This is a genomic window from Streptomyces sp. WAC06614, assembly GCF_003949795.1.
In the GTDB taxonomy this organism is placed as follows: Bacteria; Actinomycetota; Actinomycetes; order Streptomycetales; family Streptomycetaceae; genus Streptomyces.
In genome coordinates this window covers 1-24,793 of record NZ_RPRY01000054.1, presented here as the reverse complement: position 1 = coordinate 24,793, position 24,793 = coordinate 1, and the positions used below count along the sequence as shown (strand labels likewise).

Genomic DNA, 24,793 nt, shown 5'->3' with positions numbered 1-24,793 from the left:
CAGGTGGAGCGGCCGTCAGACGCTGCGCAAGGTGCTGACGCCGCCCCCGGTGAGCAGCTCGACGATGCGGTCGCCGGCCGGTTTGCGCACCGAGCGGCCGCACTCGGGACAGGTGAAGGAGTAGAACGTGGTCCGCCGGGTGCCGCCGATCGCCAGCCGCAGCGCACCCGCGGCCAGCTCGAAACGGGCTCGGCAGTCGGGACAGGCCGCCTTGAAGGTGACCGGACCCACGGTGGCCGACAGGCCAGACAAGCCAGACGTTCCAGACATTGCCCCGCGCTCCCCCTCAGTCCTGTTCCCCGTACCCCGCGAGTGCTTCACGAGCGGCCCGCCGGGCACTCTCCGCCAGTTCTCCGGGCGCCACGATCCGCCCGTCGCGGCCCAGCCGCAGCGCCAGGCGCCGCAGCGAGGCCGGGTCCGGGGTGCGCAGCGTGATCCGCAGCCCGCCGTCGGGCAGCTCGCGCGCGCTGTCGTGCGGGTAGTACTCCGCCACCCAGCGCCCGCCGGGCCCCACCTCGACCACGACCTCCGGGTCCTCGGCGGCCGGCTGCACCAGGCCCTCCGACAGGTCCCGCGGCTCGATGGCCGGCGGCTCGGCCCGCTCGTCGAGCAGCCGGATCTCGGCCACCCGGTCGAGCCGGAAGGTGCGCCGCGCCTCGGAGAGGTGGCACCAGCCCTCCAGGTAGGTGTGCCCCACCGCGAACAGCCGGATCGGGTCGACGGTGCGCTCGGTGAGCTCGTCCCGGGCCGGCGAGTAGTACCGCAGCCAGATCCGGCGCCGCTCCGAGATCGCCCGGTCGACGTCCGCGAAGACGCCGCCCTCCGACTCGAAGGTCACCGACAGCCGGGCGCTGGCCAGGGCCGCCTCGCCCGCCGCCGCCTCCAGCTTCGCCGTGGCGCGCAGCAGGGCGTCCCGGTCGCTCTCGCGCAGCCCCGGCAGGGTCGCGACCGCCCGGGCGGCCACCAGCAGCGCGGTCGCCTCGTCGGCGGCCAGCCGCAGCGGCTCGGCGGTGGACTCGCCGGAGGCGTCCGGGTTGCGCCACCAGATGCGCTCGCCGTCGGTGTCGATGTCGAGCAGGTCCCCGCCGCGGAAGCTGGTCCCGCACATGGGCAGCACGTCCAGGTCGGAGATCAGCTCGTCCACGCTGATCCCGAAGGCGCGGGCGACGTCGGCGACGTGCGCCCCCGGGCGCTCGCGCAGATACGTCACCAGCGACAGCATCCGGCGGGTCTGGTCAATGGCGTTCGCGGCCATGGTGGTGCGTACTCCCCCCTCAGGGCGTGTGTGTCACGTTCGGTGGTCCGGCCGCCCGGGCCCGGGCGGCCGGGCCCGGCGCGGGCCGGTGCCGGGCGTAGGCCTCGGCATCGGCCTGCGGCCCGCGGCTTCGGCGGTCAGGCCCCCGGCCTCAGCCCTTGGCCACGGCGCGCAGCCGGTCCAGCACGTCGGACCGCAGGTCCTCGGGCTCCGTCACCACCACGTCCGGGCCGAACTCCACGAGCCAGGCGTCCAGCCCGTGCCCGTACGGAATCTCCAGCTCGTCCCAGCCCTCGGCGACGCCCTCGCGGACGGCGGTGGCCCGGGCCCGCAGCGGGTACCCCGCCCCCGCCCGCAGCCGGATCACGGCACTGCGGTCGGCGCTCTCCCCCGCCCAGCTCGCCACGGTCTCCCGTACGGTCACCACGTCGGGCACCTCGGCGGTGTACCTGCCGGCCCGCGAACGGACCTTGCCGCAGATCCGGGAGAGCCGGAACACCCGCTCCGCCCCCCGGTCCCGGTCGAACCCGGCCAGGTACCAGTGGCCGCGCCAGCACTCCAGCGCCCACGGCTCCACCTGGCGGGGCTCGGGACGGGCCGCGTTGGACTTGCGGTAGTCGAAGGTGACCGGGCGCCGGTCCCGGCAGGCCAGCATCAGCGGCTCGAACGCCGCCTCGTGGACCGGGATGCGCGGCTCGATCACACTGTGCTGGCCGCCGTAGGCGTCGTCCGTCTCCGGCATCCCGCCCGCGCGCAGCTTCTGCAGCGCGCCGCTGGCGGCGCCGGCCAGCCGGGCCTGCTGCCAGACCTTGGCGGCCAGGCCCAGCGCGGCGGCCTCCTCGGCGTCCAGGGAGACGGGCGGCAGGGTGTTGCTGTCGCGGCGGGCCAGATAGCCGGTCTCGCCCTCCAGGTTCTCCACCGTCTCGATGACCAGGCCCAGTTCCCGCAGGTCGTCCTTGTCCCGCTCGAACATGCGGTTGAAGGCCTCGTCGTTGCCGGCCTCCATGTAGGCCTCGATGGAACCGCGCAGCTCACGCTTGCTGAGCGGCCGGCGGGTCCCCAGCAGGCACAGTGCCAGGTTCATCAGCCGCTCGGCCTTGGCAATCGCCATCGACGCCCTTCCGCCCTTCGGAACGCACCCCACGCACCCGTCGTCCGACACGTGCACACTCGTGACCGTTGACCGTACCGTCCCGGCGGGCCCCGGCAAAAGCGAGGGGCCCCAGCCGAAACGGCTGGGGCCCCGCACCGGTCAGGACCGGACGGATCAGACGCCCATCAGGTCGCAGACGAAGATCAGGGTCTCGCCCGGGGCGATCACGCCGCCCGCGCCACGGTCGCCGTAGGCCAGGTGCGCGGGGATCGTCAGCTTGCGACGGCCGCCGACCTTCATGCCCTGGACGCCCTGGTCCCAGCCCTTGATGACCTGGCCGACACCGAGCTGGAAGCGCAGCGGGGTGCCGCGGTCCCAGGAGGCGTCGAACTGCTCGCCGGTGGAGAAGGCCACACCCACGTAGTGGACGCTGACCATGTCGCCGGCCTTGGCCTCCGGGCCGTCGCCCTCCCAGAGGTCCTTGATCTCAAGGTCGGTCGGGGCCGGGCCCTCGGGGAAGTCGATCTCGGGCTTTTCGAGCTTGTCGCTCACGGAACTGCTCCTCAGGAATGTCACACGTAGCGGCCCCGGCCGGCACGGGCCGGGGGACCAACCCGGACAGTCTTACATCACGGCGAGGATGTCGAGGCTGAAGACCAGCGTCGAGTTGGCCGGGATGGTGCCCTGGTCCTTGTCGCCGAAGCCCTGGTCCGGCGGGATGACCAGCAGGATGCGGCTGCCGACCTTCTTGCCGACGATGCCGTCCTTGAGGCCCTTGACCGAGAGCTGCTCCATCGGCCACGTCACCGTCTGGTCGGTGGCGTACGTGCTCTCGAAGGTCTTGTCGTCCTTCCACGTCTTGCCGTGGAACTTCACCACCACGTTGTCGGTGGCCTTCACCGGGGCGCCGTCGGCCTCCAGCACGTAGTTCGACACGAGCTTGGCCGGCGGGTTCACGTCCTTCGGCACGGAGACGGACACCTCCTTGCCGTCCGTGTTCGTGCCGACCTTGGGCAGGTCCTTGTTGTCCTGCGGGACCTCCTTGCCCTTGGCCGAGGCCGGGATGGAGACGCCCTTGAGGATGTCGACGACGAACACCAGCGTGGCGTTCGGCTTGATCTTGGCGCCGGAGCCCTGCGCGCCGTAGCCGAGGTCCGGCGGGATCACGAGCTCGACGCGGCTGCCGACCTTCTGGCCCTCCAGGCCCTGGTCCCAGCCCTTGATGACCATGCCGGCACCCAGCGTCAGGTCGAACGGCTGCTTGCCGAAGCTGGTGTCGAAGGGCTCCTTGCCGTCCCACACCTGGCCGTAGTAGTTCACCTGGACCGCGTCGCCCTTCTTCAGGACGGGCCCGTCACCCTCGCTGAGGACCTCCGTCTTCAGGGCCTTGGGCGGTTCGCCCTTGCCCGTCGACAGGGTGGGCTTCTCCCCGAACTTGGCGCCCTTGGTGACGGCGGGCACCCCGTTCTTCATCTGGGCGGAGTCGGAGCCGTTGTCGTCGCCGCAGGCCGCTGTCGACAGCAGCAGAAGGGGTACGACAAGCAGGCCGGCAAGTCGGCGCACGTGTTCCTCAGATCTCAGACGGCAATGGGTCGCCGCCACTCTAAGCCGTACGGGGCCCCGTACGAGAGACGTACGGGGCCCCGTGGCTGATCGCACAGCCGCTCACATGCCCGCGATGAGCTTCTCCACCCGGTCGTCCACCGACCGGAACGGGTCCTTGCACAGCACGGTGCGCTGCGCCTGGTCGTTGAGCTTGAGGTGGACCCAGTCCACCGTGAAGTCCCGCCGCTGCTCCTGGGCCCGGCGGATGAAGTCGCCGCGCAGCCGCGCCCGGGTGGTCTGCGGGGGCACCGACTTGCCCTCGAAGATCTTCAGGTCGTTGCAGATTCGCGCCGCCTGCCCCTTGCGCTCCAGCAGGTAGTACAGGCCCCGCCGGCGGTGGATGTCGTGGTAGGCGAGGTCTATCTGGGCCACGCGCGGGTTCGACATCGTCATGTTGTGCTTGGCCCGGTACCGCTCGATGAGGTGGTACTTCATGACCCAGTCGATCTCGGTCTCGATGCGGTCGAGCTGCTCCTGCTCGATCGCCTCCAGGGTGCGGCCCCACAGCTCCAGCACCCGCTCCACCGTGCCGGTACGGATGCCCCGGCGCTCGGCGAAGTCCACCGCCTTGTCGTAGTACTCCCGCTGGATCTCCAGCGCGGACGCCTCCCGGCCGCTGGCCAGGCGCACCTTGCGCTGACCGGTGATGTCGTGGCTGACCTCGCGGATGGCCCGGATCGGGTTCTCCAGCGTCAGGTCGCGCATCACCGTGCCCGCCTCGATCATGCGCAGCACCAGGTCGGTGGCGCCGACCTTGAGCAGCATGGTCGTCTCGGACATGTTCGAGTCGCCGACGATCACGTGCAGGCGCCGGTAGCGCTCGGCGTCCGCGTGCGGCTCGTCGCGGGTGTTGATGATCGGGCGGGAGCGGGTCGTCGCGGAGCTGACGCCCTCCCAGATGTGCTCCGCCCGCTGGCTGACGCAGTACACCGCGCCCCGGGGCGTCTGCAGCACCTTCCCCGCGCCGCAGATGAGCTGGCGGGTGACCAGGAACGGAATGAGGATGTCCGCCAGCCGGGAGAATTCCCCGTGCCGGGCCACCAGGTAGTTCTCGTGGCAGCCGTAGGAGTTGCCCGCCGAGTCGGTGTTGTTCTTGAAGAGGTAGACGTCGCCGGCGATTCCCTCCTCGTGCAGGCGGCGTTCCGCGTCGACGAGCAGACCCTCGAGAATGCGCTCGCCCGCTTTGTCGTGGGTGACCAACTCGGTCACGTTGTCGCATTCAGGAGTTGCATATTCCGGATGCGAACCCACGTCGAGATACAGGCGGGCGCCGTTCCGCAGGAAGACATTGCTGCTGCGGCCCCATGACACGACACGGCGGAAGAGGTAGCGCGCCACTTCGTCAGGAGACAGTCGGCGCTGTCCCCTGAACGTGCACGTGACGCCGTACTCGTTCTCCAGCCCGAAAATGCGGCGGTCCATGACTGAACATTACGCCTTCTGCTGTGTTCTGAAACCGGGTTCGGGACCGCAATTCGATCAGTTCTCGACGAGCACGCCCGCCGCACCGCGCCCCGCACCCGTCGGCGCCGGGGCCGCGAGCACCCGCTGAGTGGCCATCAGCACCAGCAGCGCCGCCGCGCCGCCGGCCACCGCCACCCCGAAGCCCGCCGCGGTCCCGCCCAGCTCCACGGCAGGTCCGGCCAGCGCCGTCCCCATGGCGGAGCCCACCCCGAAGAAGGTCACCAGCCAGGAGAACGCCTCGGTGACCGTACCCACCGGCGCGTGCCGGTCCACCACGATGAAGGCGCACGCGATGGACGGCGCCAGGAACACCCCGGCCAGCGCCGCCAGCGCCGTCATGGCCACCGGCCCCGGCGTGAGCAGCAGCGGTACGTAGCACACCGCCAGCAGCGCGACCAGCAGCCGCAGCCGTCGCTCCGGCGCGCCCGCCCACGACCGGGCGCCGTAGCAGACCCCGCCGATCAGCGCGCCCAGCCCCAGCGCCGCCATCAGCCAGCCGTAGACCGCCTGGTCGCCGTGGCCGTCGGCGTAGGACACCCCGGCCACGGTGATCGAGCCCAGCGCGGACCCGACGAAGAAGAACGCGCCCAGCAGGGCCAGCAGTCCGCCCGAGCGCAGCGCGCCCAGCCAGTGCGCCTCGCGCGGCGCCGAGCGCCAGGTCCGCGACGGCTCGCTGACCACCACGGACAGGGCGCCCAGCACCCCGAGCGCGTTGACGACCAGCAGCGCCGCCGCCGGGTCCCACAGCGCGGCCAGGCCGGTCACCAGCAGCGGACCCACCGTGAACATGACCTCCTGGGCCACCGCGTCCATGGCGTAGGCCGTGTGCACCCGCTCCTCGCGCCCGCCCAGCACGCTGGGCCACAGGGCCCGCAGCCCGCCCTCCAGGGGCGGGGTGAACAGTCCGGCCACCACGGCCGCGGCGTACGCCCCCGCGACCGGATCGGTGCCGGCCAGGGCCAGCCAGAGCATGCCCAGCGCCGAGACCACGGCCGCCGGGAGCTGGATGCGCGGCTGGCCGTAGAGGTCCACGGCCCGGCCCAGCAGGGGCTGGCCGACGGCGTTGGCCACGCCGTACACGGCGGCGAGCGCGCCGGCCAGGCTGTAGCTGCCGCCCTCCGCCCGGACGAACAGCACGATCGCGATCGGTGCGGTGGCGTTGGGCAGCCGGCCTATGAGCGTGCCGGTCAGCAGTCGCGCCGCGTGCCGCGTGCGCAGCAGCTGCGCGTATCCGGCAGCCATGTGTGCCCCTTTCGCCCGGATTCTCACCGAGGATGTCAGGTAATACGTATAACGTGCGTGGTCATACGTACCATGGCCGCAGCCCACGGGTCCACCCGCAGGCCGGCCACCCCGCACCCCAGGAGCCCCGAGTGACGCGACCCACCAGCCGTGACGTCGCCCGCGCCGCCGGGGTCTCCCAGGCGACCGTCTCCCTCGTCCTCGGCGGGAAATGGCCCGGCCGGGTCTCGGAACGGACCGCCGGCCTGGTCCGCGACGCCGCCGCCGAGCTCGGCTACCGCCCCAACCTCGCCGCCCGCAACCTGCGCCTGGGCAGCACCCGGACCGCCCTCCTGGTGGTCCCCGCGCTCACCAACGAGTTCTTCGCCCGCGTCTACACCGGCGCCGCCCGGGTCGCCGCCGAACACGGCTTCGGCGTGGTCCTCTATCCCTCCCCCGACGGCACCGGACCCGCCCGCGACCCCTTCGCCTCCGCCCGCGCCGCCCTCGACGGGGTCATCGCCTCCTCGATGGCCGCCGACGCCCTCGAAGCCATCGGCGGGGCCGCCCTCCCGCTCGTGATGCTCGACAGCGACCCCGCCGCCGGCGGCGCCCGCGCCCATGTCAACCTCGCCATGGCCGACGGCATGCACCAGGTCGTCGCCCACCTGGAGGGCCTGGGCCACCGGCGCTTCCTGCACCTGGCCTCCGCCGTCCGGTCCTGGACCTTCGACGTCCGCGCCGCCGCCCTCACGGCCGCCCTGGGCCCGGGATCCACCGTGCGGACGGTGCGGTCCCCCCTCGACGTCCAGGCCGCCAGAGGGGCCCTGGAGGCCGCCCTGGGGCCTGCCGAGGGGCATCGCGGGGACCGGCCCACCGCCGTGATCTGCGACGACGACATCCTGGCCGCCGGCGCCTGCAAGGCCGCCCGCCGGCTCGGCCTGCGCGTCCCCGAGGACCTCTCCGTCACCGGCTTCGACGATCTGGCCCTGGCCACCGCCGTGGAACCGGAGCTGACCACCGTCCACCTGCCCGCCGAGCAGGTCGGCGAGCACGGCATGACCGCCCTCCTCGCCGTCCTGGACGGCCGCGAGTGGACCGCCCCCGACCTCCCCGTCGGCCTCGTCGTCCGCGGCTCCACCGCGCCCCCGCCCGGCCCCTGAGCACGCCGGAGCCCCGGCCCGCCGGAGGGCGGGACCGGGGCTCGTCGTACGGTCGTGCGCGGGGCGGCAGGGAACCCTACTGGGCCTCGTCCTCCGGCGCCTCGTCGTTGGACACGGCATCGGCCTGGGCGTCCGCCGAGGGCGCCGGCTCCAGCAGCCGGGCGAGCTGGCGGCCCCGGATCCGCTTGAACTTGCGCTGCTGGGACCGGGTGCGGTCGAGCACCGCCACCTCCAGCCGCTCCGCCGGGATCTCCCGGTCGGAACCGTTGGCCTGGCTGGACAGCGCCTGCACCGCCAGCTTCAGCGCCTCCGCCAGGGTCATGCCGTCCCGGTGCCGCTGGTCCAGGTAGCTGCTGATCTGCTCGGCGTTGCCGCCGACCGCCACGGAACCGTGCTCGTCCACGATCGACCCGTCGTGCGGCAGCCGGTAGATCTGGTCGCCCGCGGCCGTGGTGCCGACCTCGGCGACCACCAGCTCCACCTCGTACGGCTTCTCGCCGGCCGAGGAGAAGATGGTGCCCAGGGTCTGCGCGTAGACGTTCGCCAGCCCACGGGCCGTCACATCGTCACGGTCGTAGGTGTATCCGCGCAGGTCGGCGTAACGGACGCCGCCGATCCGCAGGTTCTCGTACTCGTTGTACTTGCCGGCGGCGGCGAAGCCGATCCGGTCGTAGATCTCGCTGAACTTGTGCAGGGCGCGGGACGGGTTCTCGCCGACGAACACGATGCCGTCGGCGTACTGCAGCACGACCAGGCTGCGGCCGCGCGCGATGCCCTTGCGGGCGTACTCGGCGCGGTCGGCCATGGCCTGCTGGGGGGAGACGTAGAACGGAGTCGACACCGGCTGTCCGTCCCTTTCTTCTGGGCTTCTACAGAGCGACGAGTGGTCAGAGCAGGGCGGCGCGCGGCCCGTCGGGCTGCTCCAGGCGCCGCTCGGTGACCTTACGGGCGAGCGCCGAGGACTCCTCCTCGGTCAGCCTGCGGAAGCCCTCGTCCGTGATGACGGTGACGATCGGGAAGATCCGGCGGGCCATGTCCGGGCCACCGGTCGCGGAGTCGTCGTCGGCGGCGTCGTAGAGGGCCTGGACGACCAGCGTGGTGGCCTGCTCCTCCGTCAGGTCGTCACGGTAGAGCTTCTTCATCGAGCCCCGGGCGAAGATCGAGCCGGAGCCGGTGGCGGCGTAGCCGTGCTCCTCGGAGCGGCCGCCGGTCACGTCGTAGGAGAAGATCCGGCCCTTCTCCTTGGCCTCGTCGTAGCCCGCGAACAGCGGGACCACGGCCAGGCCCTGCATGGCCATGCCCAGGTTGCTCCGGATCATGGTGGAGAGCCGGTTCGCCTTGCCCTCCAGGGAGAGCGTCGCGCCCTCCACCTTCTCGAAGTGCTCCAGCTCCAGCTGGAACAGCTTGACCATCTCCACGGCGAGGCCGGCGGTGCCGGCGATGCCGACCGCGGAGTACTCGTCGGCCGGGAACACCTTCTCGATGTCCCGCTGCGCGATCATGTTCCCCATGGTCGCCCGCCGGTCACCGGCGAGCACGACCCCGCCCGGGAAGGTGGCGGCGACGATGGTCGTCCCGTGCGGCGCCTCGACGACCCCCTCGGGCAGCCGCCGCCCGCCCGGCAGCAGCTCGGGCGAGTGCGAGGCCAGGAAGTCCATGAACGAGGACGACCCCGGCGTCAGGAAAGCCGCTGGGAGACGCCCGGTGCCAAGATTGTTTGCTTCCACGCGTTTCCCTCCAGATGTGCGATGGCCCGACTCAGGTGTCGGGATCGACTCCCAACCTTCCGATGGCCGAATTGCAGTTGCAGCACGGGCCGCTCCGGTCCGTGACCGGAGCGGCCGTCAAGACCCTCGACGAGCTACCTCACCTTGGAATCCAAGGCGAGATCACTCGCCACCCTTCTGGACGAAGGAGCGCACGAAGTCCTCGGCGTTCTCCTCGAGCACGTCGTCGATCTCGTCGAGAACCGAGTCGACGTCGTCGGAGAGCTTCTCCATGCGCTCGTCGAGGTCGGAGCTCGCTTCGGTCGTCGTCTCCTCGACCTCCTCGGTCGAGCGCGTCGCCTTCTGCTGTCCGCCGCCGGTGTCCTTGGTCGCCATGTCTACCTCACCCCGCTCGGTTCGCACGCTCTCATGACGAGGGACCCCGGGATCGGGATCCCTCAAGATCAGACCCTACGTCGGACCCTACAAGGAGGGTCCTGTTTTCGTCCCCGCACTTTCACAACGTCCGGGTACTTTCATGATTCCCGTTCGCGGGGCCTTTCAGCCGTCGCTCAGCCCCCGGAAAGCACCCGCACCAGGTCCTCCGCCGTGCGGCACCGGTCCAGCAGCTCCTTGACGTGCTTGCGCGTCCCCCGCAGCGGCTCCAGCGTGGGCACGCGCTGGAGCGAGTCCCGGCCCGGGAGGTCGAAGATCACCGAGTCCCAGGAGGCCGCGGCCACGTCGTCGGCGTACTGCTCCAGGCAGCGGCCGCGGAAGTAGGCCCGGGTGTCCTCCGGGGGCTTGCTCTCGGCCCGCTCGACCTCGTCCTCGGTCAGCAGCCGCTTCATCTTGCCGCGGGCCACCAGACGGTTGTACAGGCCCTTGTCGGGGCGTACGTCGGAGTACTGCAGGTCCACCAGGTGCAGCCGGGCCGCGTCCCAGTCCAGGCCGTCCCGGCGCCGGTAGCCCTCCAGGATCTCCCGCTTGGCGATCCAGTCGAGCTCCCCGGACAGGCTCATCGGGTCGCTCTCCAGGCGCCCCAGGACGTCCTCCCACCGCGACAGGACGTCCTTGGTCTGCTCGTCGGCGTCCACACCGAAACGCTCCTCCACGTACTTCCTGGCCAGCTCGAAGTACTCCATCTGCAGCTGCACCGCGGTCAGGGTGCGGCCGCTGCGCAGCGTGATCAGATGGCGCAGGTCCGGGTCGTGGGAGACCTGGTGCAGGGTGCGCACCGGCTGGTCCACGGCCAGGTCCACGGTGATGAACCCGTCCTCGATCATGGACAGGACCAGCGAGGTCGTGCCGAGCTTGAGGTAGGTGGAGATCTCGGAGAGGTTGGCGTCGCCGATGATCACGTGGAGCCGGCGGTACTTCTCCGCGTCGGCGTGCGGTTCGTCGCGGGTGTTGATGATGGGCCGCTTGAGCGTGGTCTCCAGGCCCACCTCGACCTCGAAGTAGTCCGCGCGCTGACTGATCTGGAAGCCGTGCTCGCGGCCGTCCTGCCCGATGCCGACCCGGCCGGCGCCGGTGATCACCTGGCGGCTGACGAAGAAGGGGGTGAGGTGGCGCACGATGTCCGAGAAGGCGGTCTCCCGCTTCATCAGGTAGTTCTCGTGCGTGCCGTAGGAGGCGCCCTTGTTGTCGGTGTTGTTCTTGTAGAGCAGGATCGGCTGGGCCCCGGGCAGCTGGGCGGCCCGCTCGGCCGCCTCGGCCATGATCCGCTCGCCGGCCTTGTCCCACAGGACGGCGTCGCGCGGGTTGGTGATCTCCGGGGAGCTGTACTCGGGGTGTGCGTGGTCGACGTAGAGCCGGGCACCGTTGGTGAGGATCACATTGGCCAGGCCGATGTCCTCGTCGGTGAGCTGGCTGGCGTCGGCGGCCTCGCGGGCGAGGTCGAAGCCACGGGCGTCCCGCAGCGGGTTCTCCTCCTCGAAGTCCCAGCGGGCGCGTCGCGCCCGGTGCATCGCCGCCGCGTACGCGTTGACGATCTGGGACGAGGTGAGCATGGCATTGGCGTTCGGGTGACCGGGGACGGAGATCCCGTACTCCGTCTCGATCCCCATTACTCGCCGTACGGTCATGCGGCCCTCCTTGCCCGGCGGCGCTCCCCTCCGTGGGAGCGGCGCTCAAGTACCGCTGGTGCTCCGGTGCGTGTGCGGTGCCCGTCCCCGCACTGCGGATGAGGCGGTACGGAAGAGCCTAGAGCGGCTCCGCGCTGGTGGGGAGATCATTTCAGTCATAGAACGGATGCCCGTTCCGGCTGGAAAACAGTCGGCTGCGGATGCCCCGGAAGGGGCATCCGCAGCCGCCCCGATGGATCAGAGGTACTGACCGGTGTTGGCCACCGTGTCGATGGAGCGTCCGGTGTCCGCGCCCTGCTTTCCGGTGACGAGGGTGCGGATGAAGACGATCCGCTCGCCCTTCTTTCCGGAGATCCGGGCCCAGTCGTCCGGGTTCGTGGTGTTCGGGAGGTCCTCGTTCTCCTTGAACTCGTCCACGCAGGCCTGGAGCAGGTGGGAGACCCGCAGACCCTTCTGGTTGTGTTCCAGGAAGGCCTTGATCGCCATCTTCTTGGCCCGGTCGACGATGTTCTGGATCATCGCTCCGGAGTTGAAGTCCTTGAAGTACAGGACTTCCTTGTCGCCGTTGGCGTACGTGACCTCGAGGAAGCGGTTCTCCTCGGACTCGGCGTACATCTGCTCGACGACGGTCTGGATCATGCTGTGGACGGCGACCTCGGGCGAGCCCTGGTGCTCGGACAGGTCGTCGGTGTGCAGCGGGAGCGAGGCCTTGAGGTACTTCGCGAAGATGTCCTTCGCCGCCTCGGCGTCGGGGCGCTCGATCTTGATCTTCACGTCGAGCCGGCCGGGGCGCAGGATGGCCGGGTCGATCATGTCCTCGCGGTTGGAGGCGCCGATGACGATGACGTTCTCCAGGCCTTCCACGCCGTCGATCTCGGCGAGCAGCTGGGGGACGATGGTGTTCTCCACGTCCGAGCTGACACCGGAGCCACGGGTGCGGAAGAGGGATTCCATCTCGTCGAAGAAGACGATGACGGGGGTGCCCTCGCTGGCCTTCTCGCGGGCCCGCTGGAAGACGAGGCGGATGTGCCGCTCGGTCTCGCCGACGTACTTGTTGAGGAGCTCGGGGCCCTTGATGTTCAGGAAGTACGACTTCCCGGCGGGCTGACCGGTCACCTCGGCGACCTTCTTGGCAAGCGAGTTGGCGACCGCCTTGGCGATCAGCGTCTTGCCGCATCCGGGCGGGCCGTAGAGCAGGATGCCCTTCGGCGGCCGCAGTTCGTGCTCCTTGAAGAGGTCGGGGTAGAGGTAGGGCAGCTCGACCGCGTCGCGGATCAGCTCGATCTGGTCGCCCAGGCCGCCGATCTTGTCGTAGTCGATGTCCGGGACCTCTTCGAGGACGAGCTCCTCGACCTCGCTCTTGGGCACGACCTCGTAGACGTAGCCGGAGCGGGGTTCCATCAGGAGGGCGTCGCCGGGACGGATGGTGGTGGTGAGCAGCGGCTCGGCGAGCCGTACCACCCGCTCCTCGTCGGTGTGCCCGATGACCAGGGCGCGCTCGCCGTCCTCCAGGATCTCCTTGAGGGTGACGATGTCCCCGGCGCGTTCGAACTCCATGGCCTCGACCACGTTGAGCGCCTCGTTGAGCATGACCTCCTGGCCACGCTGGAGCTCGTCGGGGTCGACGCTGGGGCTGACGTTCACGCGGAGCTTGCGGCCCCCCGTGAAGATGTCGACGGTGCCGTCCTCGTTCGCCTGGAGGAAGACTCCGAAGCCGGCCGGCGGCTGTGCGAGCCGGTCGACCTCCTCCTTGAGAGCCACGATCTGGTCGCGTGCCTCACGGAGCGTATTTGCCAGTCGCTCGTTCTGTGCGGAGACGCCGGCCAGGTTCGTCTGCAGCTCGACGATCCGCTCTTCGAGAATCCTCGTGTGTCGCGGAGAGTCGGCGAGCTTGCGTCGCAGGACGGCGATTTCCTGCTCGAGATAGGCAACCTGACCGGCGGGGTCGTCGGACCCCCGCCCCGGCCGGATGCCGCGGTTGATGTCGTCGTCGTGGGCTGCCACGGTCCTCACCTCCTCCAAGGGGAGCTGGACGCTTCCTGACCCTACCTGGGCTGGTGGTGATTGAAACCCCTAGATCACAAAGACGGTAGAGGTCTGTCCGATCTTCACCCTTGCGCACTCCCTCACGCCAAGGAAATACCCACCCGCCACCATCTGAAAGCGGCCGGTTGTAAGGTCGAAGTGTTCAACACCCGTCAGGGCTCGCGCGACTTGCTGCGACTTGTGACGGAGATGGTTCACGGAGCGCAGGGAACGGCAGGAGAAATGACCGTGCAGCACGAGGCCCCCACGGGCGCCGGCGGGGATTCCGCAGAGGGGCTGGAGGTCTGGATCGACCAGGACCTCTGCACCGGGGACGGAATCTGCGCGCAGTACGCGCCGGAGGTGTTCGAGCTGGACATCGACGGTCTGGCGTACGTGAAGAGCGCCGACGACGAGCTGCTCCAGGACCCGGGGGCGAGCACTCCGGTTCCCCTCCCCTTGCTCCAGGACGTGATCGACTCGGCCAAGGAGTGCCCGGGCGACTGCATCCACGTACGGCGGGCCACGGACGGTGTCGAGGTCTACGGCCCCGACGCTGAGTAACCGCTCACACACGCGCCGGGGCGACCTCTGTCAGCTGCTGGCTGAATTTTCCGCCGGTCCAGCGCCAACTGGCCGCCCGGTGGCGGTCGGGGCAGCAGCGGGGGACGGACGGGGCCGAGTAGCCGTGGAGGGTGGCGGTGACCACCGTGCCGCGGACGGTGAGGTCTTCGACGGTCTGCCGGTCGGCGGTGTCCACGAGGGTGGCGACCACGCGCGGCGGTGACCCGGCGGCCCGGTCCTGGGCCAGGACGTAGACGGCGTGCGGCGGGGTGCCGGAGCCGGCCTCGCAGCGGACGGCGACGACGGTCTCGGGGCGCCGGTCGCCGTCGAGGTCGCCGGTGGCCGAGGCGGTCACGGTGGTGGGGTTGCCGTGGCAGTCGAGCGGGTACTGCGCCGCGGCCGGGTCGGGGGCGGCGGTCTGTGCGACGGGTCCCTTGGCGTCGGCTCCGGTGGCCGGGGCGGGCTGGAGCAGGCCGGCGCCCGCGACGACGGCGGCCGTCGCCGCCGCGGTGGCGACCCAGTGCACCGGTCGGGTGCGGGTGTGGGCCAGTTCCGGGACGACGGGGTGGTGCGGCACGCGAGCGGTCTCCTGTGGGGCGGCTGACGGCGAGCCAGCATCGTGTCATATCCCACATCCGGGGGGAACGGCCGGGTCCGGCAACGAAAAGGCGCCGGGACGCAGTTCCCTCCTGATGAGGGGGAACTGCGTCCCGGCGCCCGTGGGTTGGGGTCGGCCGGGTCAGCCGCGGCCGGAGCCGCCGGAGCCGGAGCCGGGGCCCTCGTAGTCCTCGCCGTACGCGCCCTTGGCGGGGCGGCGGCGGCGCAGCGGGGGCTCGACGCCGTCGGCGAGGCGGCGGGCGGTGACGAGGAAGCCGGTGTGGCCGATCATCCGGTGGTCGGGGCGGACGGCGAGGCCCTCCACGTGCCAGTTGCGGATCATCGACTCCCACGGCTGCGGCTCGGCGAAGCAGCCGATCTCGCGGATGGACTCGACGGTCTTGGACAGCTGCGTGGTGGTGGCCACGTAGCAGCACAGGATGCCGCCGGGCACGAGCGCCTTGGAGACGGCGTCCAGGCACTCCCAGGGGGCGAGCATGTCGAGGATGACGCGGTCGACGTCGGTGTCGGACAGGTTGTCCTGGAGGTCGCCGACGGTCAGCTGCCACGCGGGGTGCGGGCCGCCGAAGTAGCGCTCGACGTTGTCCTTGGCGATCTCGGCGAAGTCCGCGCGCCGCTCGTAGCTGTGGAGCATGCCCTGGTCGCCGATGGCGCGGAGCAGGAAGCTGCTCAGGGAGCCGGAGCCCACGCCCGCTTCCACGACGCGTGCGCCGGGGAAGATGTCGGCGAAGGCCAGGATCTGGCCCGCGTCCTTGGGGTAGACCACGGCGGCGCCGCGGGGCATGGACAGGACGTAGTCGGGGAGCAGGGGACGCAGCGCGAGATACGCGACGTTCCCCGTGGTACGGACAACACTGCCCTCGGGAGCGCCGATCAGCTCGTCGTGGGGGAAGGAACCCTTGTGGGTGTGGAAATTCTTCCCGGCCTCGAGCGTGAACGTGTAGTGGCGTCCCTTGGGGTCGGTGAGCTGGACCTGGTCCCCGACCTTGAAGGGCCCGCGACGGCGGGCGGCACCGGTCGGTTCGGACATGTGACCAGTGTATGGGCTATCCGGAGTGCGGCCGTGCCATGGCCTTCACGAAGGCCTGCTCGACGTCCTGGGTGGACAGCACGCCGTAGACGGCGCCGTCCGCCTCGACGACGAGGTACTCGGTGGCGGGGCTGGCCTGGAGCCGCTCCAGGAGTTCCTGGCCGGCGAGGTCCGCGGAAACCTTCATGCCGTCGGTGAGGTCCTGGGCGAGGCCGCTGACGGCGACCCAGGGGCGGCGGTGTTCGGGGACGGAGGCGATGGCGGTCTCGCGGACGATGGCGGTGGGCTCGCCGTGCGGGTCGACGACGACCAGGGCGCGGGCGCCGGCCTCGTTGGCGCGGCGCAGGGCCTCGGAGAGCGGGGTGGCGGACTCCACGGGCAGGGCCCGGCGGGTCAGGCCGCGGGCGCGCAGGGCGGGCAGGTTCTCGCGCAGCCGTGCCATGCGCAGGCTGTTGCCGGCGCCGGTCCACATGATCGCGGCGAGGATGGCGGCGAGGAGCGCGTTCATGACGGTGTCCATGCCGCCGCTCTCGCCGTCGCCGACGCGCAGGTAGCCGGTCTCGGTGAGCAGCGGCAGGCCGAGCAGGACGGCCAGGGCGATGGCACGGCCGACCCAGGCGGCGGCGACGGTGCCGGTCATGGCCTTGCCGGTGAGGGCCCAGACGACGGCGCGCAGCATCCGGCCGCCGTCCAGCGGGAGGCCGGGCAGCAGGTTGAAGGCGGCGACGATCAGGTTGGCGATCATGAGGCCGGCCAGCAGGACGCCGGGGACGGTACGCGGGTCGACGGCGTTCATGCCGAGGTAGAAGGCACCGGCGAGGAGGAGGGAGAGCAGCGGGCCGACGAAGGCGAGGACGAACTCGCGGCCGGGGGTGCCGGCCTCCTCGACCTGGGTGGCGCCGCCGACGAACTGGAGCTGGATGCGGCGGACGCCGAGCTTGAAGCGCAGGCCGGCGACGGCGTGGGCGAGTTCGTGGACGAGGACGGAGGCGTAGAGGGCGACGGCGAAGAAGAGGGCGACGAGGTAGCGGACGAGGCCGAGGCCGGGCAGCACGGTGTCGAGCTGGTTCCCGAAGATCCAGGTGATCAGCGCGGCGACCAGGAACCAGCTCGGCGAGACGTAGACGGGCACGCCGAAGGGGCGGCCCATGAGGAACCCGGCACCCGGTTCGGAGCGCCGGCTTCCGTTCCCGCCGTGCTCGCCGGTGTCGTCGGTGTCTGCCACGGCTGTCCTTCGTTCGGTGCTGTCCTGCCGGCCGCGCCGTCGCGCGGTGTGATGCTTCGATCATGCAGTGCGAGGGGGTCCGCCGTCGATGGTATGCGCCGGGCTGTCGGTCCCGGGCCGTAGGGTTCTGTGTCATGACGACGAGCTCCCCCGGTCCGGAAGCGGCCGCCGCCCGGCCCACGTCGCTGTCCCCGTCGCGGGCGAGCGATTTCATGCAGTGCCCGCTGCTGTACCGGTTCCGGGTGATCGACCGGCTGCCGGAGAAGCCGAGCGCGGCGGCGACCCGGGGCACGCTGGTGCACGCGGTGCTGGAGCGGCTCTTCGACCATCCGGCGCAGGAGCGTACGGCGCCGCGGGCGAAGGCGCTGCTGCCGGGGCAGTGGGAGCGGCTGCTGGAGGCCCGGCCGGAGCTGGGCGAGCTGTTCCCGGGGGACGAGGACGGCACGGAGCTGGCCCGCTGGATGGCGGAGGCCGAGGCGCTGGTGGAACGCTGGTTCACGCTGGAGGACCCGACGCGGCTGGAGCCGGTGGAGCGGGAGTTCTTCGTGGAGGCCGAGCTGGACTCGGGGCTGCGGCTGCGCGGGATCATCGACCGGGTGGACGTGGCGGCGACGGGCGAGGTGCGCATCGTCGACTACAAGACGGGCAAGGCGCCGCGGCCGGAGTACGCCGAGGGCGCGCTGTTCCAGATGAAGTTCTACGCGCTCGTGGTGTGGCGGCTGCGGCAGGTCGTGCCGCGCCGGCTGCAGCTGGTGTACCTGGGCAGCGGGGACGTGCTGACGTACGACCCGGTGGTCGCCGATCTGGAGCGGGTGGAGCGCAAGCTGCTCGCGCTGTGGGAGGCGATCGTGGAGGCCACCGAGACGGGCGACTGGCAGCCGCGGCCGACGAAGCTGTGCGGCTGGTGCGACCACCAGGCGGTCTGCCCGGAATTCGGTGGCACGCCGCCCCCGTACCCGCTGATGATCAGGCCGCGGGGCGAGGTCGTCCTCCCTCCGGAATCGTGATCCTTCCCCCAGGGCAGAATGGGCCCGGTCCCTGAAAGCCGACGACGAAGAGGTACTCCGTGGCGATCCGCGTCCTACTGGTCGACGACCAGCCTCTGCTGCGCACCGGGTTCCGGATGATCCTGGAGGCGGAGCCGGACCTCGCGGTGGTCGGGGAGGCCGGTGACGGCCTGCAGGCGCTGGACCAGGTCCGGGCGCTGCAGCCCGACGTGGTGCTGATGGACATCCGGATGCCGCGGATGGACGGGGTCGAGGCGACCCGGCAGATCACCGGGCCGGGCCGGGACGGTCCGGCGAAGGTGCTGGTGCTGACCACCTTCGACCTCGACGAGTACGTGGTGGAGGCGCTGCGCGCCGGTGCGAGCGGGTTCCTGCTCAAGGACGCCCCGGCCCATGAGCTGGTGCAGGCGATCCGGGTGGTGGCGGGGGGCGAGGCGATGCTCGCGCCGAGCATCACGCGCCGGCTGCTGGACAAGTACGCCGGTCATCTGCCGTCGGGCGAGGACTCGGTGCCGGACGCGCTGGGCACGCTGACGGAGCGTGAGGTGGAGGTCCTGAAGCTGGTGGCGCGGGGTCTGTCGAACGCGGAGATCGCGGCGGACCTGTTCGTCAGTGAGACCACGGTGAAGACGCACGTGGGGCATGTGCTGACCAAGCTGGGGCTGCGCGACCGGGTGCAGGCGGCCGTCTACGCGTACGAGAGCGGTCTGGTCCGGCCCGGCGCCCAGTAGCCCGGCCCCGGGAACGGCGCCCGGTGACCGGCCCGGCAACGGCGACGCCCGGGCCGCCCCACGAGGGGGCGGCCCGGGCGTCCGCGTGTCCGGCCCGGGGGCCGGGGATCAGCCCTTGCTGATCTCCCAGAAGCGGAAGACCGTCGAGGGGTCGAGCGACCACTGCAGGCCCTGGATGTTGGGCCGGGCCACGGCGTACTGCTTGCTCTGCCACAGCGGGAGGAGCGGGACCTCGTCGGCGACGATGTCCTGGAGCCGCGTGTACTCGGCGTTGGCGGCCGTGCGGTCGGACTTGGTGCTCGTCGCCGGGATGATCGTCCCGGTGATCTCCTTGTTGTCGTAGTTGTTGTGCAGGACGTTGCCCGGCCCGAAGAACGGCTGGGTGAAGTTGTCCGCGTCCGGGTAGTCGGGCACCCAGCCGATGGTGTAGGCGCCGTACTTGCCGGCTTCGATGTCCTTCTCGTACTGCTCGAAGTCGACCATCTTCACGTCGGCCTCGAACAGCTGGCTGTCGTTCAGCTGCTTGGCGATCACCTGGAGCTGGGCCTCGGTGGAGGGGCCGTAGCGGGCCGGGGTGCCGTACAGGGTCAGCTTGACCTTGCCGGTGACGTTGGCGGCCTTCAGGACGGCCTTGGCCTTCTCGGGCTGCGGGGAGCCGCCGTAGCGGTCGAAGAAGGCGGTGTTGTGGGAGCCGATGCCGGCCGGGATGATCGAGTACAGGGGGGTGGCGGTGCCCTCGTACACGTCCTTGACCAGGGCGTCGCGGTCCACCAGGTAGGCGATGGCCTTGCGGATCGGGAGCTTGCCGAGCACCGGGTCGTTGACGTTGAAGATCAGGTGCGTGACCTCGGCGCCGGTGCCCTGGACGACCTCGACCTTGCCCGGGCCGCTCTTGGAGGCGATGCCCGCGATGTCCTTGGCCGCCAGGCCGCGGAAGGCGAAGTCGACGTCGCCGCTCTCCAGGGTGGACTTCAGGCCCGCCTGGTCGCCCTCGAAGAACTTCAGCGTGACGCCGGTGTTCTTCGCCTTCGCCTTGCCCTTGTAGGACTCGTTGACGGAGAAGTTGGCGGCCTTGCTGGAGAAGGAGTCCAGCTTGTAGACGCCGGAGCCGACGGCCTTGTTGTCCGTACGGAGCTTGTCCGCGGGGTACTCGCGGCTGTCGACGATGGCGCCCGCGCCCGAAGCGATCTTGCTCGGGAAGGTCGCGTCGGAGGTCTTCAGGCGGAAGACGACGGTCTTGTCGTCCGGCGTGTCGATGCTGCCGATCGAGGAGAGCAGGCCGGCCGGGCCGGCATCGTCCTTGATCTTCAGCGTGCGCTCGAAGGAGAACTTGACGTCCTTCGAGGTCAGCGCGTTGCCGTTGCTGAACTTGAGGTCCGGCCGCAGCACGCACTTGTAGACCTTGCTGTCCGAGCCCTCGAAGGCGCAGCTCTGGGCGGCGTCCGGCTCGGGCGTGGTGCCGCCCTTGGGGAAGCTCAGCAGGGACTGGAAGACGTTGTTGAACAGCAGCCAGGAGCCCGGGTCGTAACCCGAGGCCGGGTCCACCGACTTGACCTTGTCCGATATGCCCATGACGACGCCCTTGCCGTCGCCGGCCGAGGTGCCGTCCTGCGACCCGCAGCCGCTGAGCAGCGCCGCTGCGGTGGCCGCGCCGAGCGGGGCCACCAACCACTGGTTACGTCTCATGACGAACGTCCTTCACAGTCTCTCTGGTTCGGAGCTTGCCGGCCCGCGACATCCGCTGCCGGTGGTACGTGGCTCAGCCGCTGACGCCGCGGCCGAGTTCCCACAGCTGGAGGTCGGAGATGGCGTTGACGGACCACTCCACCCCGGTGATGCCGTCGCGGGCGGCGACGTACTGCTTGCCCTGCCACAGCGGCAGGACGGGTACGTCGTCGGCGACGATGTCCTGCATCTCCCCGATGGCGGGCGCCGCGACGTTGCGGTCGACGGCGCGCCGGGACTCGGGGATCAGCCTGGTGCGCACCGCGTTGTTGGCGTACGGCGTGCCCAGGAAGTTCTCCTGCTCCAGGAACGGGGCGAGGAAGTTGTCGGCGTCCGGGAAGTCGGGGAACCAGCCCAGGCCGTAGGCCGGGAACTCGCCCTGCTTCTGCGAGGGCCGGAAGCTGGCCCACTCGCTGCCCTGGACGGTGATGTCGAACAGGCCGGTGCCGTTGAGCTGGCTCCGGAGCGCCTCGAACTCGGCGGCGGTACCGTCGCCGTAGTGGTCCGTGGTGTAGGTGAGGGTCAGCTTGACCGGGGTCTGGACCTTGGCCTGGCTCAGGATGGACGCGGCCTTGGCGGTGTTGGCCTCGCCGTACTTGTTGAAGAACGAGTTCACGTGGCCGTTGACGTTGGTGGGGACCAGCGAGTACAGCGGCTGCGCGGACTTGCCGTAGACCTTGGAGATGATGTTGTTGCGGTCGACGGCGGCGGCCAGGGCCTGGCGGACGGCCTTGTTGCCGACGACCGGGGCCTCGGTGTTGAAGCCGAGGTAGCGGATCTCCAGGCCGGGCATCGGGACCAGCTTGACGCCCTTGGGCGGCTTGGCCGAGAAGTCCTTGATCTGGGCGGGCGACAGGGTGCGGGAGACCATGTGGACGTCGCCGGCGGCCAGGGCCTTGCCGACGGCCTCGGAATCCTCGAAGGTGCGCAGCTCGACCTTGTCGTTCTGCAGCTTGATGTCGCCCTTGTAGTTCGGGTTCTTGGTGAAGACGGCCCGGACCAGGCGGTTGTCCTTGACGTCGGCCTTCATCGTGTACGGGCCGGAGCCGTCCACGGCGAAGCCCGCGCGGAGCTTCTTGGCGTCGTACGTCTTCTGGTTGACGATGCCGGCGGCGGGCGTGGAGAGCTTGTAGGGGAAGGTCGCGTCGGGGGTCTTCAGGTGGAAGACGACCGTGTCGGCGCCCTTGACCTCGACCGTGTCGAGGGTGCTGAGCAGTCCGGAGGGGCCGTTCTCGTCCTTGATGGCGAGGACGCGGTCGATGGAGAACTTCACGTCCTTGGCGGTGAGCGGGTCGCCGTTGGCGAACTTCAGCCCGGGGCGCAGGGTGCAGCGGTAGCTCTCGTTGCCGGCGTCGGTGAAGCGGCAGTCGGAGGCGGCCTCGGGGACGGGCTGGCCGCCGCCGCGCGGGGTGTGCATCAGCGTCTGGACGGTCTGGCGCAGGATGTTCCAGGCGCCGGCGTCGTAGGCGTAGGCGGGGTCGAACGGGGCGGGGGCGTAATCGGCGGCCTCGAACCGGTCGGTGGTCCCGACGACGATCGCCCCGGAGCCCGCTTCACCTCCGGTCGCGCTGCCGCAGCCGGCGAGCGCGGGGGTGAGCAGAGCGGCCGTGGCCGTCAGCACCAGGGTCTTGCGGTTCATGCTGGACGTAACTCCCTCAACCGGCACTTCTTCACAGCGCGTGCATCAGGGCACTGCGCCGCGGGCGCCCGTTCAGGGCGGAACGATCGGGCCGGTGTTGTGACGATCGGTCCACTGCTGTCCCGGCACAGGGGTGTGCGACCGGAACGGCGGGGATGCGGCGTAGTGCCCGCGATGACCTTAGTGGTCCGGGACGGTATGGCTGGAACCGGACGAACGGGCATGGTCACCGCATCGTGATGGGTGCGAACTGCCCGCACATGGCCGAGTGTCGGCGGATTCGGTCAGGAGCTGATCAATCCGGACACAAGGTAAGGCCGGAGGATGCCCAGGACCCCGGAAACGGGTCTGCCCAGGTGATGAAGGTCACCTGGGCAGAGCGGGGAGAGGCCATGGAATTTCGGCCTCCGCAGGAAGTGACGGAAGATCCTTCCGTCCCGGCCGGGTGCGGGCCGTTTTCTGTTCGGCACGCAGCGTGTGCGGACTTTTCGATCAGTTCATCGGGGCGATGAGCGAGCGCAGGAACGGAAGGTCGACGTCCTCCAGCGAGCGGACCACGGTCCGGCCGGGCGCGGGCGGGATCAGCCCGACCGACGGCACGGCGACCACCCGGCAGCCGGCCGCCTCGGCGGCGGCCACCCCGGTGGCGGTGTCCTCGATCACGGCGCACCGCGAGGGGTGCGCACCGAGCGTCTTGGCGGCCAGCAGGTACGGATCGGGGTGCGGCTTGGTGCGGGGCACCTCGTCACCGGCGACGGTGAGCAGGAAGCGGTCGGGGCCGAGGGTGCGCAGCACCTTGTCGATGACCCGGCGGTGCGAGGCGGAGACCAGGGCGGTGGGCACGTTGTGCCGGGCCAGTTCGGTCAGCAGCCGCTCGGCGCCGGGCATCAGCGGCACCTGCTCGGCGATCCGCGCCTCGAAGCGCTCGTTGAGCAGCACGGTGAGCTCGGCCAGGCCGATGGCGGCGCCCGTGGCCTCGATCAGGAAGCCGGCGCTGCGGGTCATGGGCCCGCCGACGACCACGTCGCGCCAGGTCTCCTCCAGCCGGTGGCCGAGCTCCTCGAAGATGGACACCTCGACGTCCCACCAGAAGCCCTCGGTGTCGACCAGCGTGCCGTCCATGTCCAGCAGCACCGCCTGCAGCGCCGAGCCGTCGGCCGTCAGCGGTACGGGAACGGGAACGGTGCTGGTCATAGTGGCGACACCTCTCTGCGGGGACGACAAGGCCGGTCGCCATTCCCCACGGGCGTGCCCCGGGGAACAGGCGACCGGCCTGTGTGGGACCGACAAGTGTACGTCGATCCGGGTCAGCGTGCGTTGAAATACTTCGCTTCGGGGTGGTGGATCACGATGGCGTCGGTGGACTGCTCCGGATGGAGCTGGAACTCCTCCGACAGGTGCACCCCGATCCGCTCCGGCTGGAGCAGGTCGGCGATCTTGGCACGGTCCTCCAGGTCCGGGCACGCCCCGTAGCCCAGGGAGAAGCGGGCGCCCCGGTACTTGAGGTCGAACATGCCCTGGACGTCGCCGGGGTCCTCCCCCGCGAAGCCCAGCTCGGCACGGACCCGGGCGTGCCAGTACTCGGCGAGGGCCTCGGCGAGCTGCACGGACAGGCCGTGCAGCTCCAGGTACTCGCGGTAGGAGTCGGCCTCGAACAGCTTGGCGGTGGCCTCGCCGATCTTCGAGCCGACGGTCACCACCTGCAGGCCGACGACGTCGGTCTCGCCGGACTCCTCGGGGCGGAAGAAGTCGGCCAGGCACAGCCGGCGCCCGCGGCGCTGGCGGGGGAAGGTGAACCGGGTGCGCTCGTTGCCCTGCTCGTCCAGCAGGATCAGGTCGTCGCCCTTGGACACGCAGGGGAAGTAGCCGTAGACGACGGCCGCTTCGAGCAGGTTCTCGGTGTGCAGCTTCTCCAGCAGGCCGCGCAGCCGGGGCCGGCCCTCGCTCTCGACGAGCTCCTCGTACGTCGGCCCGCCCGCGCGGGCCTGCTTCAAGCCCCACTGGCCCTTGAACAGGGCGCCCTCGTCGAGCCAGGAGGCGTAGTCCTTGAGGGGGATGCCCTTGATGACGCGGGTGCCCCAGAACGGCGGCGTCGGCACCGGGTTGTCCACGGAGACGTCGGAGCGGACGCCCTCCTCCGGGGCCTCGGGCTCGGACACGCCGCTCGCGGCGCCGGCCGGGCGGGCGGGCACCCGCCGCTGCTTCAGCTCGGGGAGGGTGGCGCCGGGGACCCCGCGCTTGACCGCGACGAGGGCGTCCATCAGGCGCAGGCCCTCGAACGCGTCACGGGCGTAGCGGACCTCTCCCTCGTAAATCTCGTGCAGGTCCTGCTCGACGTAGGCGCGGGTGAGGGCGGCGCCGCCGAGGATGACGGGGTAGTCCGCGGCCAGCTTGCGCTGGTTGAGCTCCTCCAGGTTCTCCTTCATGATCACGGTGGACTTCACCAGCAGGCCGGACATGCCGATGACATCGGCCTTGTGCTCCTGCGCGGCCTCCACGATCGCCGACACCGGCTGCTTGATGCCGAGGTTGACGACGTTGTAGCCGTTGTTGGACAGGATGATGTCGACGAGGTTCTTGCCGATGTCGTGGACGTCCCCGCGGACGGTGGCCAGCACGATCGTGCCCTTGCCCTCCG

At 70.6% G+C, this 24,793-nt stretch carries 23 protein-coding genes; 4 read left to right on the top strand and 19 right to left on the bottom strand.

Annotated features, from left to right (window positions below; translation table 11 throughout):
- Window positions 1–15 precede the first annotated feature (15 nt).
- From EF918_RS10445 to EF918_RS10415, 7 genes are all read right to left on the bottom strand, one after another.
- Window positions 16–270, bottom strand: coding sequence for a hypothetical protein (locus tag EF918_RS10445; RefSeq protein ID WP_125644065.1), 255 nt, complete (start codon window positions 268–270; stop codon window positions 16–18).
- Window positions 271–286: 16 nt separating this feature from the next.
- Entirely contained in the window at window positions 287–1,255 is a 969-nt protein-coding gene (locus tag EF918_RS10440; protein ID WP_125644063.1) for a YafY family protein, read from the bottom strand.
- A 151-nt stretch (window positions 1,256–1,406) separates the two neighbouring features.
- Window positions 1,407–2,366 carry a YafY family protein gene (locus EF918_RS10435; RefSeq protein WP_125644061.1) on the bottom strand — a complete coding sequence of 320 codons (960 nt, stop codon included), beginning with the start codon at window positions 2,364–2,366 and terminating at the stop codon, window positions 1,407–1,409.
- Window positions 2,367–2,522: 156 nt separating this feature from the next.
- Window positions 2,523–2,900, bottom strand: coding sequence for an FKBP-type peptidyl-prolyl cis-trans isomerase (locus EF918_RS10430; protein ID WP_125644059.1), 378 nt, complete (start codon window positions 2,898–2,900; stop codon window positions 2,523–2,525).
- Window positions 2,901–2,972: 72 nt separating this feature from the next.
- Window positions 2,973–3,911, bottom strand: coding sequence for an FKBP-type peptidyl-prolyl cis-trans isomerase (locus EF918_RS10425; RefSeq protein WP_125644057.1), 939 nt, complete (start codon window positions 3,909–3,911; stop codon window positions 2,973–2,975).
- A 102-nt stretch (window positions 3,912–4,013) separates the two neighbouring features.
- Entirely contained in the window at window positions 4,014–5,375 is a 1,362-nt protein-coding gene (gene pafA, locus EF918_RS10420) for a Pup--protein ligase (protein WP_125644055.1), read from the bottom strand.
- A gap of 57 nt (window positions 5,376–5,432) precedes the next feature.
- A complete protein-coding gene (locus tag EF918_RS10415; protein WP_125644053.1) occupies window positions 5,433–6,659 on the bottom strand; it encodes an MFS transporter in 1,227 nt (408 codons plus the stop codon).
- A 131-nt stretch (window positions 6,660–6,790) separates the two neighbouring features.
- Here EF918_RS10415 and EF918_RS10410 point away from each other — a divergent pair, with 131 nt between their 5' ends.
- Complete coding sequence (locus tag EF918_RS10410; RefSeq protein ID WP_260610039.1) at window positions 6,791–7,801, top strand: LacI family DNA-binding transcriptional regulator; 1,011 nt, start codon at window positions 6,791–6,793, stop codon at window positions 7,799–7,801.
- A 76-nt stretch (window positions 7,802–7,877) separates the two neighbouring features.
- On the opposite strand, the gene prcA is transcribed toward EF918_RS10410, so the two are convergent.
- The 5 genes from prcA to arc all read right to left on the bottom strand — a co-directional run bounded on the left by prcA (window position 7,878) and on the right by arc (window position 13,595).
- On the bottom strand, window positions 7,878–8,642 hold the full coding sequence (prcA, locus tag EF918_RS10405) for a proteasome subunit alpha (RefSeq protein WP_125644049.1): 765 nt from the start codon (window positions 8,640–8,642) through the stop codon (window positions 7,878–7,880).
- 46 nt (window positions 8,643–8,688) lie between these two features.
- Window positions 8,689–9,528: a proteasome subunit beta gene (gene prcB / locus EF918_RS10400; RefSeq protein ID WP_125644047.1), complete on the bottom strand. Its 840-nt coding sequence runs from the start codon at window positions 9,526–9,528 to the stop codon at window positions 8,689–8,691.
- 162 nt (window positions 9,529–9,690) lie between these two features.
- The gene (locus EF918_RS10395) at window positions 9,691–9,903 is read right to left on the bottom strand and encodes a ubiquitin-like protein Pup (protein WP_125644044.1); all 213 of its coding nucleotides are present in this window, start codon (window positions 9,901–9,903) and stop codon (window positions 9,691–9,693) included.
- A gap of 176 nt (window positions 9,904–10,079) precedes the next feature.
- A complete protein-coding gene (gene dop, locus EF918_RS10390; RefSeq protein ID WP_125644042.1) occupies window positions 10,080–11,591 on the bottom strand; it encodes a depupylase/deamidase Dop in 1,512 nt (503 codons plus the stop codon).
- A 237-nt stretch (window positions 11,592–11,828) separates the two neighbouring features.
- Entirely contained in the window at window positions 11,829–13,595 is a 1,767-nt protein-coding gene (gene arc, locus EF918_RS10385; RefSeq protein WP_125644040.1) for a proteasome ATPase, read from the bottom strand.
- Between the two features lie 264 nt (window positions 13,596–13,859).
- Here arc and EF918_RS10380 point away from each other — a divergent pair, with 264 nt between their 5' ends.
- Window positions 13,860–14,180, top strand: a complete 321-nt coding sequence (locus EF918_RS10380) for a ferredoxin (RefSeq protein ID WP_125644038.1) — start codon at window positions 13,860–13,862, stop codon at window positions 14,178–14,180.
- Window positions 14,181–14,184: 4 nt separating this feature from the next.
- Here EF918_RS10380 and EF918_RS10375 read toward each other — a convergent pair whose 3' ends face one another.
- The 3 genes from EF918_RS10375 to EF918_RS10365 form a co-directional block, all read right to left on the bottom strand.
- On the bottom strand, window positions 14,185–14,757 hold the full coding sequence (locus tag EF918_RS10375; RefSeq protein WP_125644036.1) for a hypothetical protein: 573 nt from the start codon (window positions 14,755–14,757) through the stop codon (window positions 14,185–14,187).
- A gap of 162 nt (window positions 14,758–14,919) precedes the next feature.
- Window positions 14,920–15,828, bottom strand: coding sequence for a tRNA (adenine-N1)-methyltransferase (locus EF918_RS10370; RefSeq protein ID WP_125644034.1), 909 nt, complete (start codon window positions 15,826–15,828; stop codon window positions 14,920–14,922).
- A gap of 16 nt (window positions 15,829–15,844) precedes the next feature.
- Window positions 15,845–17,053, bottom strand: a complete 1,209-nt coding sequence (locus EF918_RS10365) for a site-2 protease family protein (RefSeq protein ID WP_260610037.1) — start codon at window positions 17,051–17,053, stop codon at window positions 15,845–15,847.
- A gap of 134 nt (window positions 17,054–17,187) precedes the next feature.
- Between EF918_RS10365 and EF918_RS10360 the strand changes: the two genes are divergently transcribed.
- Both EF918_RS10360 and EF918_RS10355 read left to right on the top strand, forming a co-directional pair.
- Window positions 17,188–18,060, top strand: coding sequence for a RecB family exonuclease (locus EF918_RS10360; protein WP_125644032.1), 873 nt, complete (start codon window positions 17,188–17,190; stop codon window positions 18,058–18,060).
- Window positions 18,061–18,119: 59 nt separating this feature from the next.
- Window positions 18,120–18,791 (top strand): response regulator transcription factor, encoded by a 672-nt coding sequence (locus EF918_RS10355; RefSeq protein WP_125644030.1) that lies wholly within the window; start codon window positions 18,120–18,122, stop codon window positions 18,789–18,791.
- Window positions 18,792–18,899: 108 nt separating this feature from the next.
- Here EF918_RS10355 and EF918_RS10350 read toward each other — a convergent pair whose 3' ends face one another.
- The 4 genes from EF918_RS10350 to EF918_RS10335 all read right to left on the bottom strand — a co-directional run.
- Window positions 18,900–20,477 carry an ABC transporter substrate-binding protein gene (locus EF918_RS10350; RefSeq protein ID WP_125644028.1) on the bottom strand — a complete coding sequence of 526 codons (1,578 nt, stop codon included), beginning with the start codon at window positions 20,475–20,477 and terminating at the stop codon, window positions 18,900–18,902.
- Between the two features lie 73 nt (window positions 20,478–20,550).
- A complete protein-coding gene (locus EF918_RS10345; RefSeq protein ID WP_125644026.1) occupies window positions 20,551–22,155 on the bottom strand; it encodes an ABC transporter substrate-binding protein in 1,605 nt (534 codons plus the stop codon).
- 492 nt (window positions 22,156–22,647) lie between these two features.
- Window positions 22,648–23,349, bottom strand: a complete 702-nt coding sequence (locus EF918_RS10340) for an HAD family phosphatase (protein ID WP_125644024.1) — start codon at window positions 23,347–23,349, stop codon at window positions 22,648–22,650.
- A gap of 113 nt (window positions 23,350–23,462) precedes the next feature.
- Window positions 23,463–24,793, bottom strand: a 1,331-nt coding sequence (locus EF918_RS10335; RefSeq protein WP_185921681.1) for a vitamin B12 dependent-methionine synthase activation domain-containing protein, incomplete at its 5' end; no start/stop codon positions are given.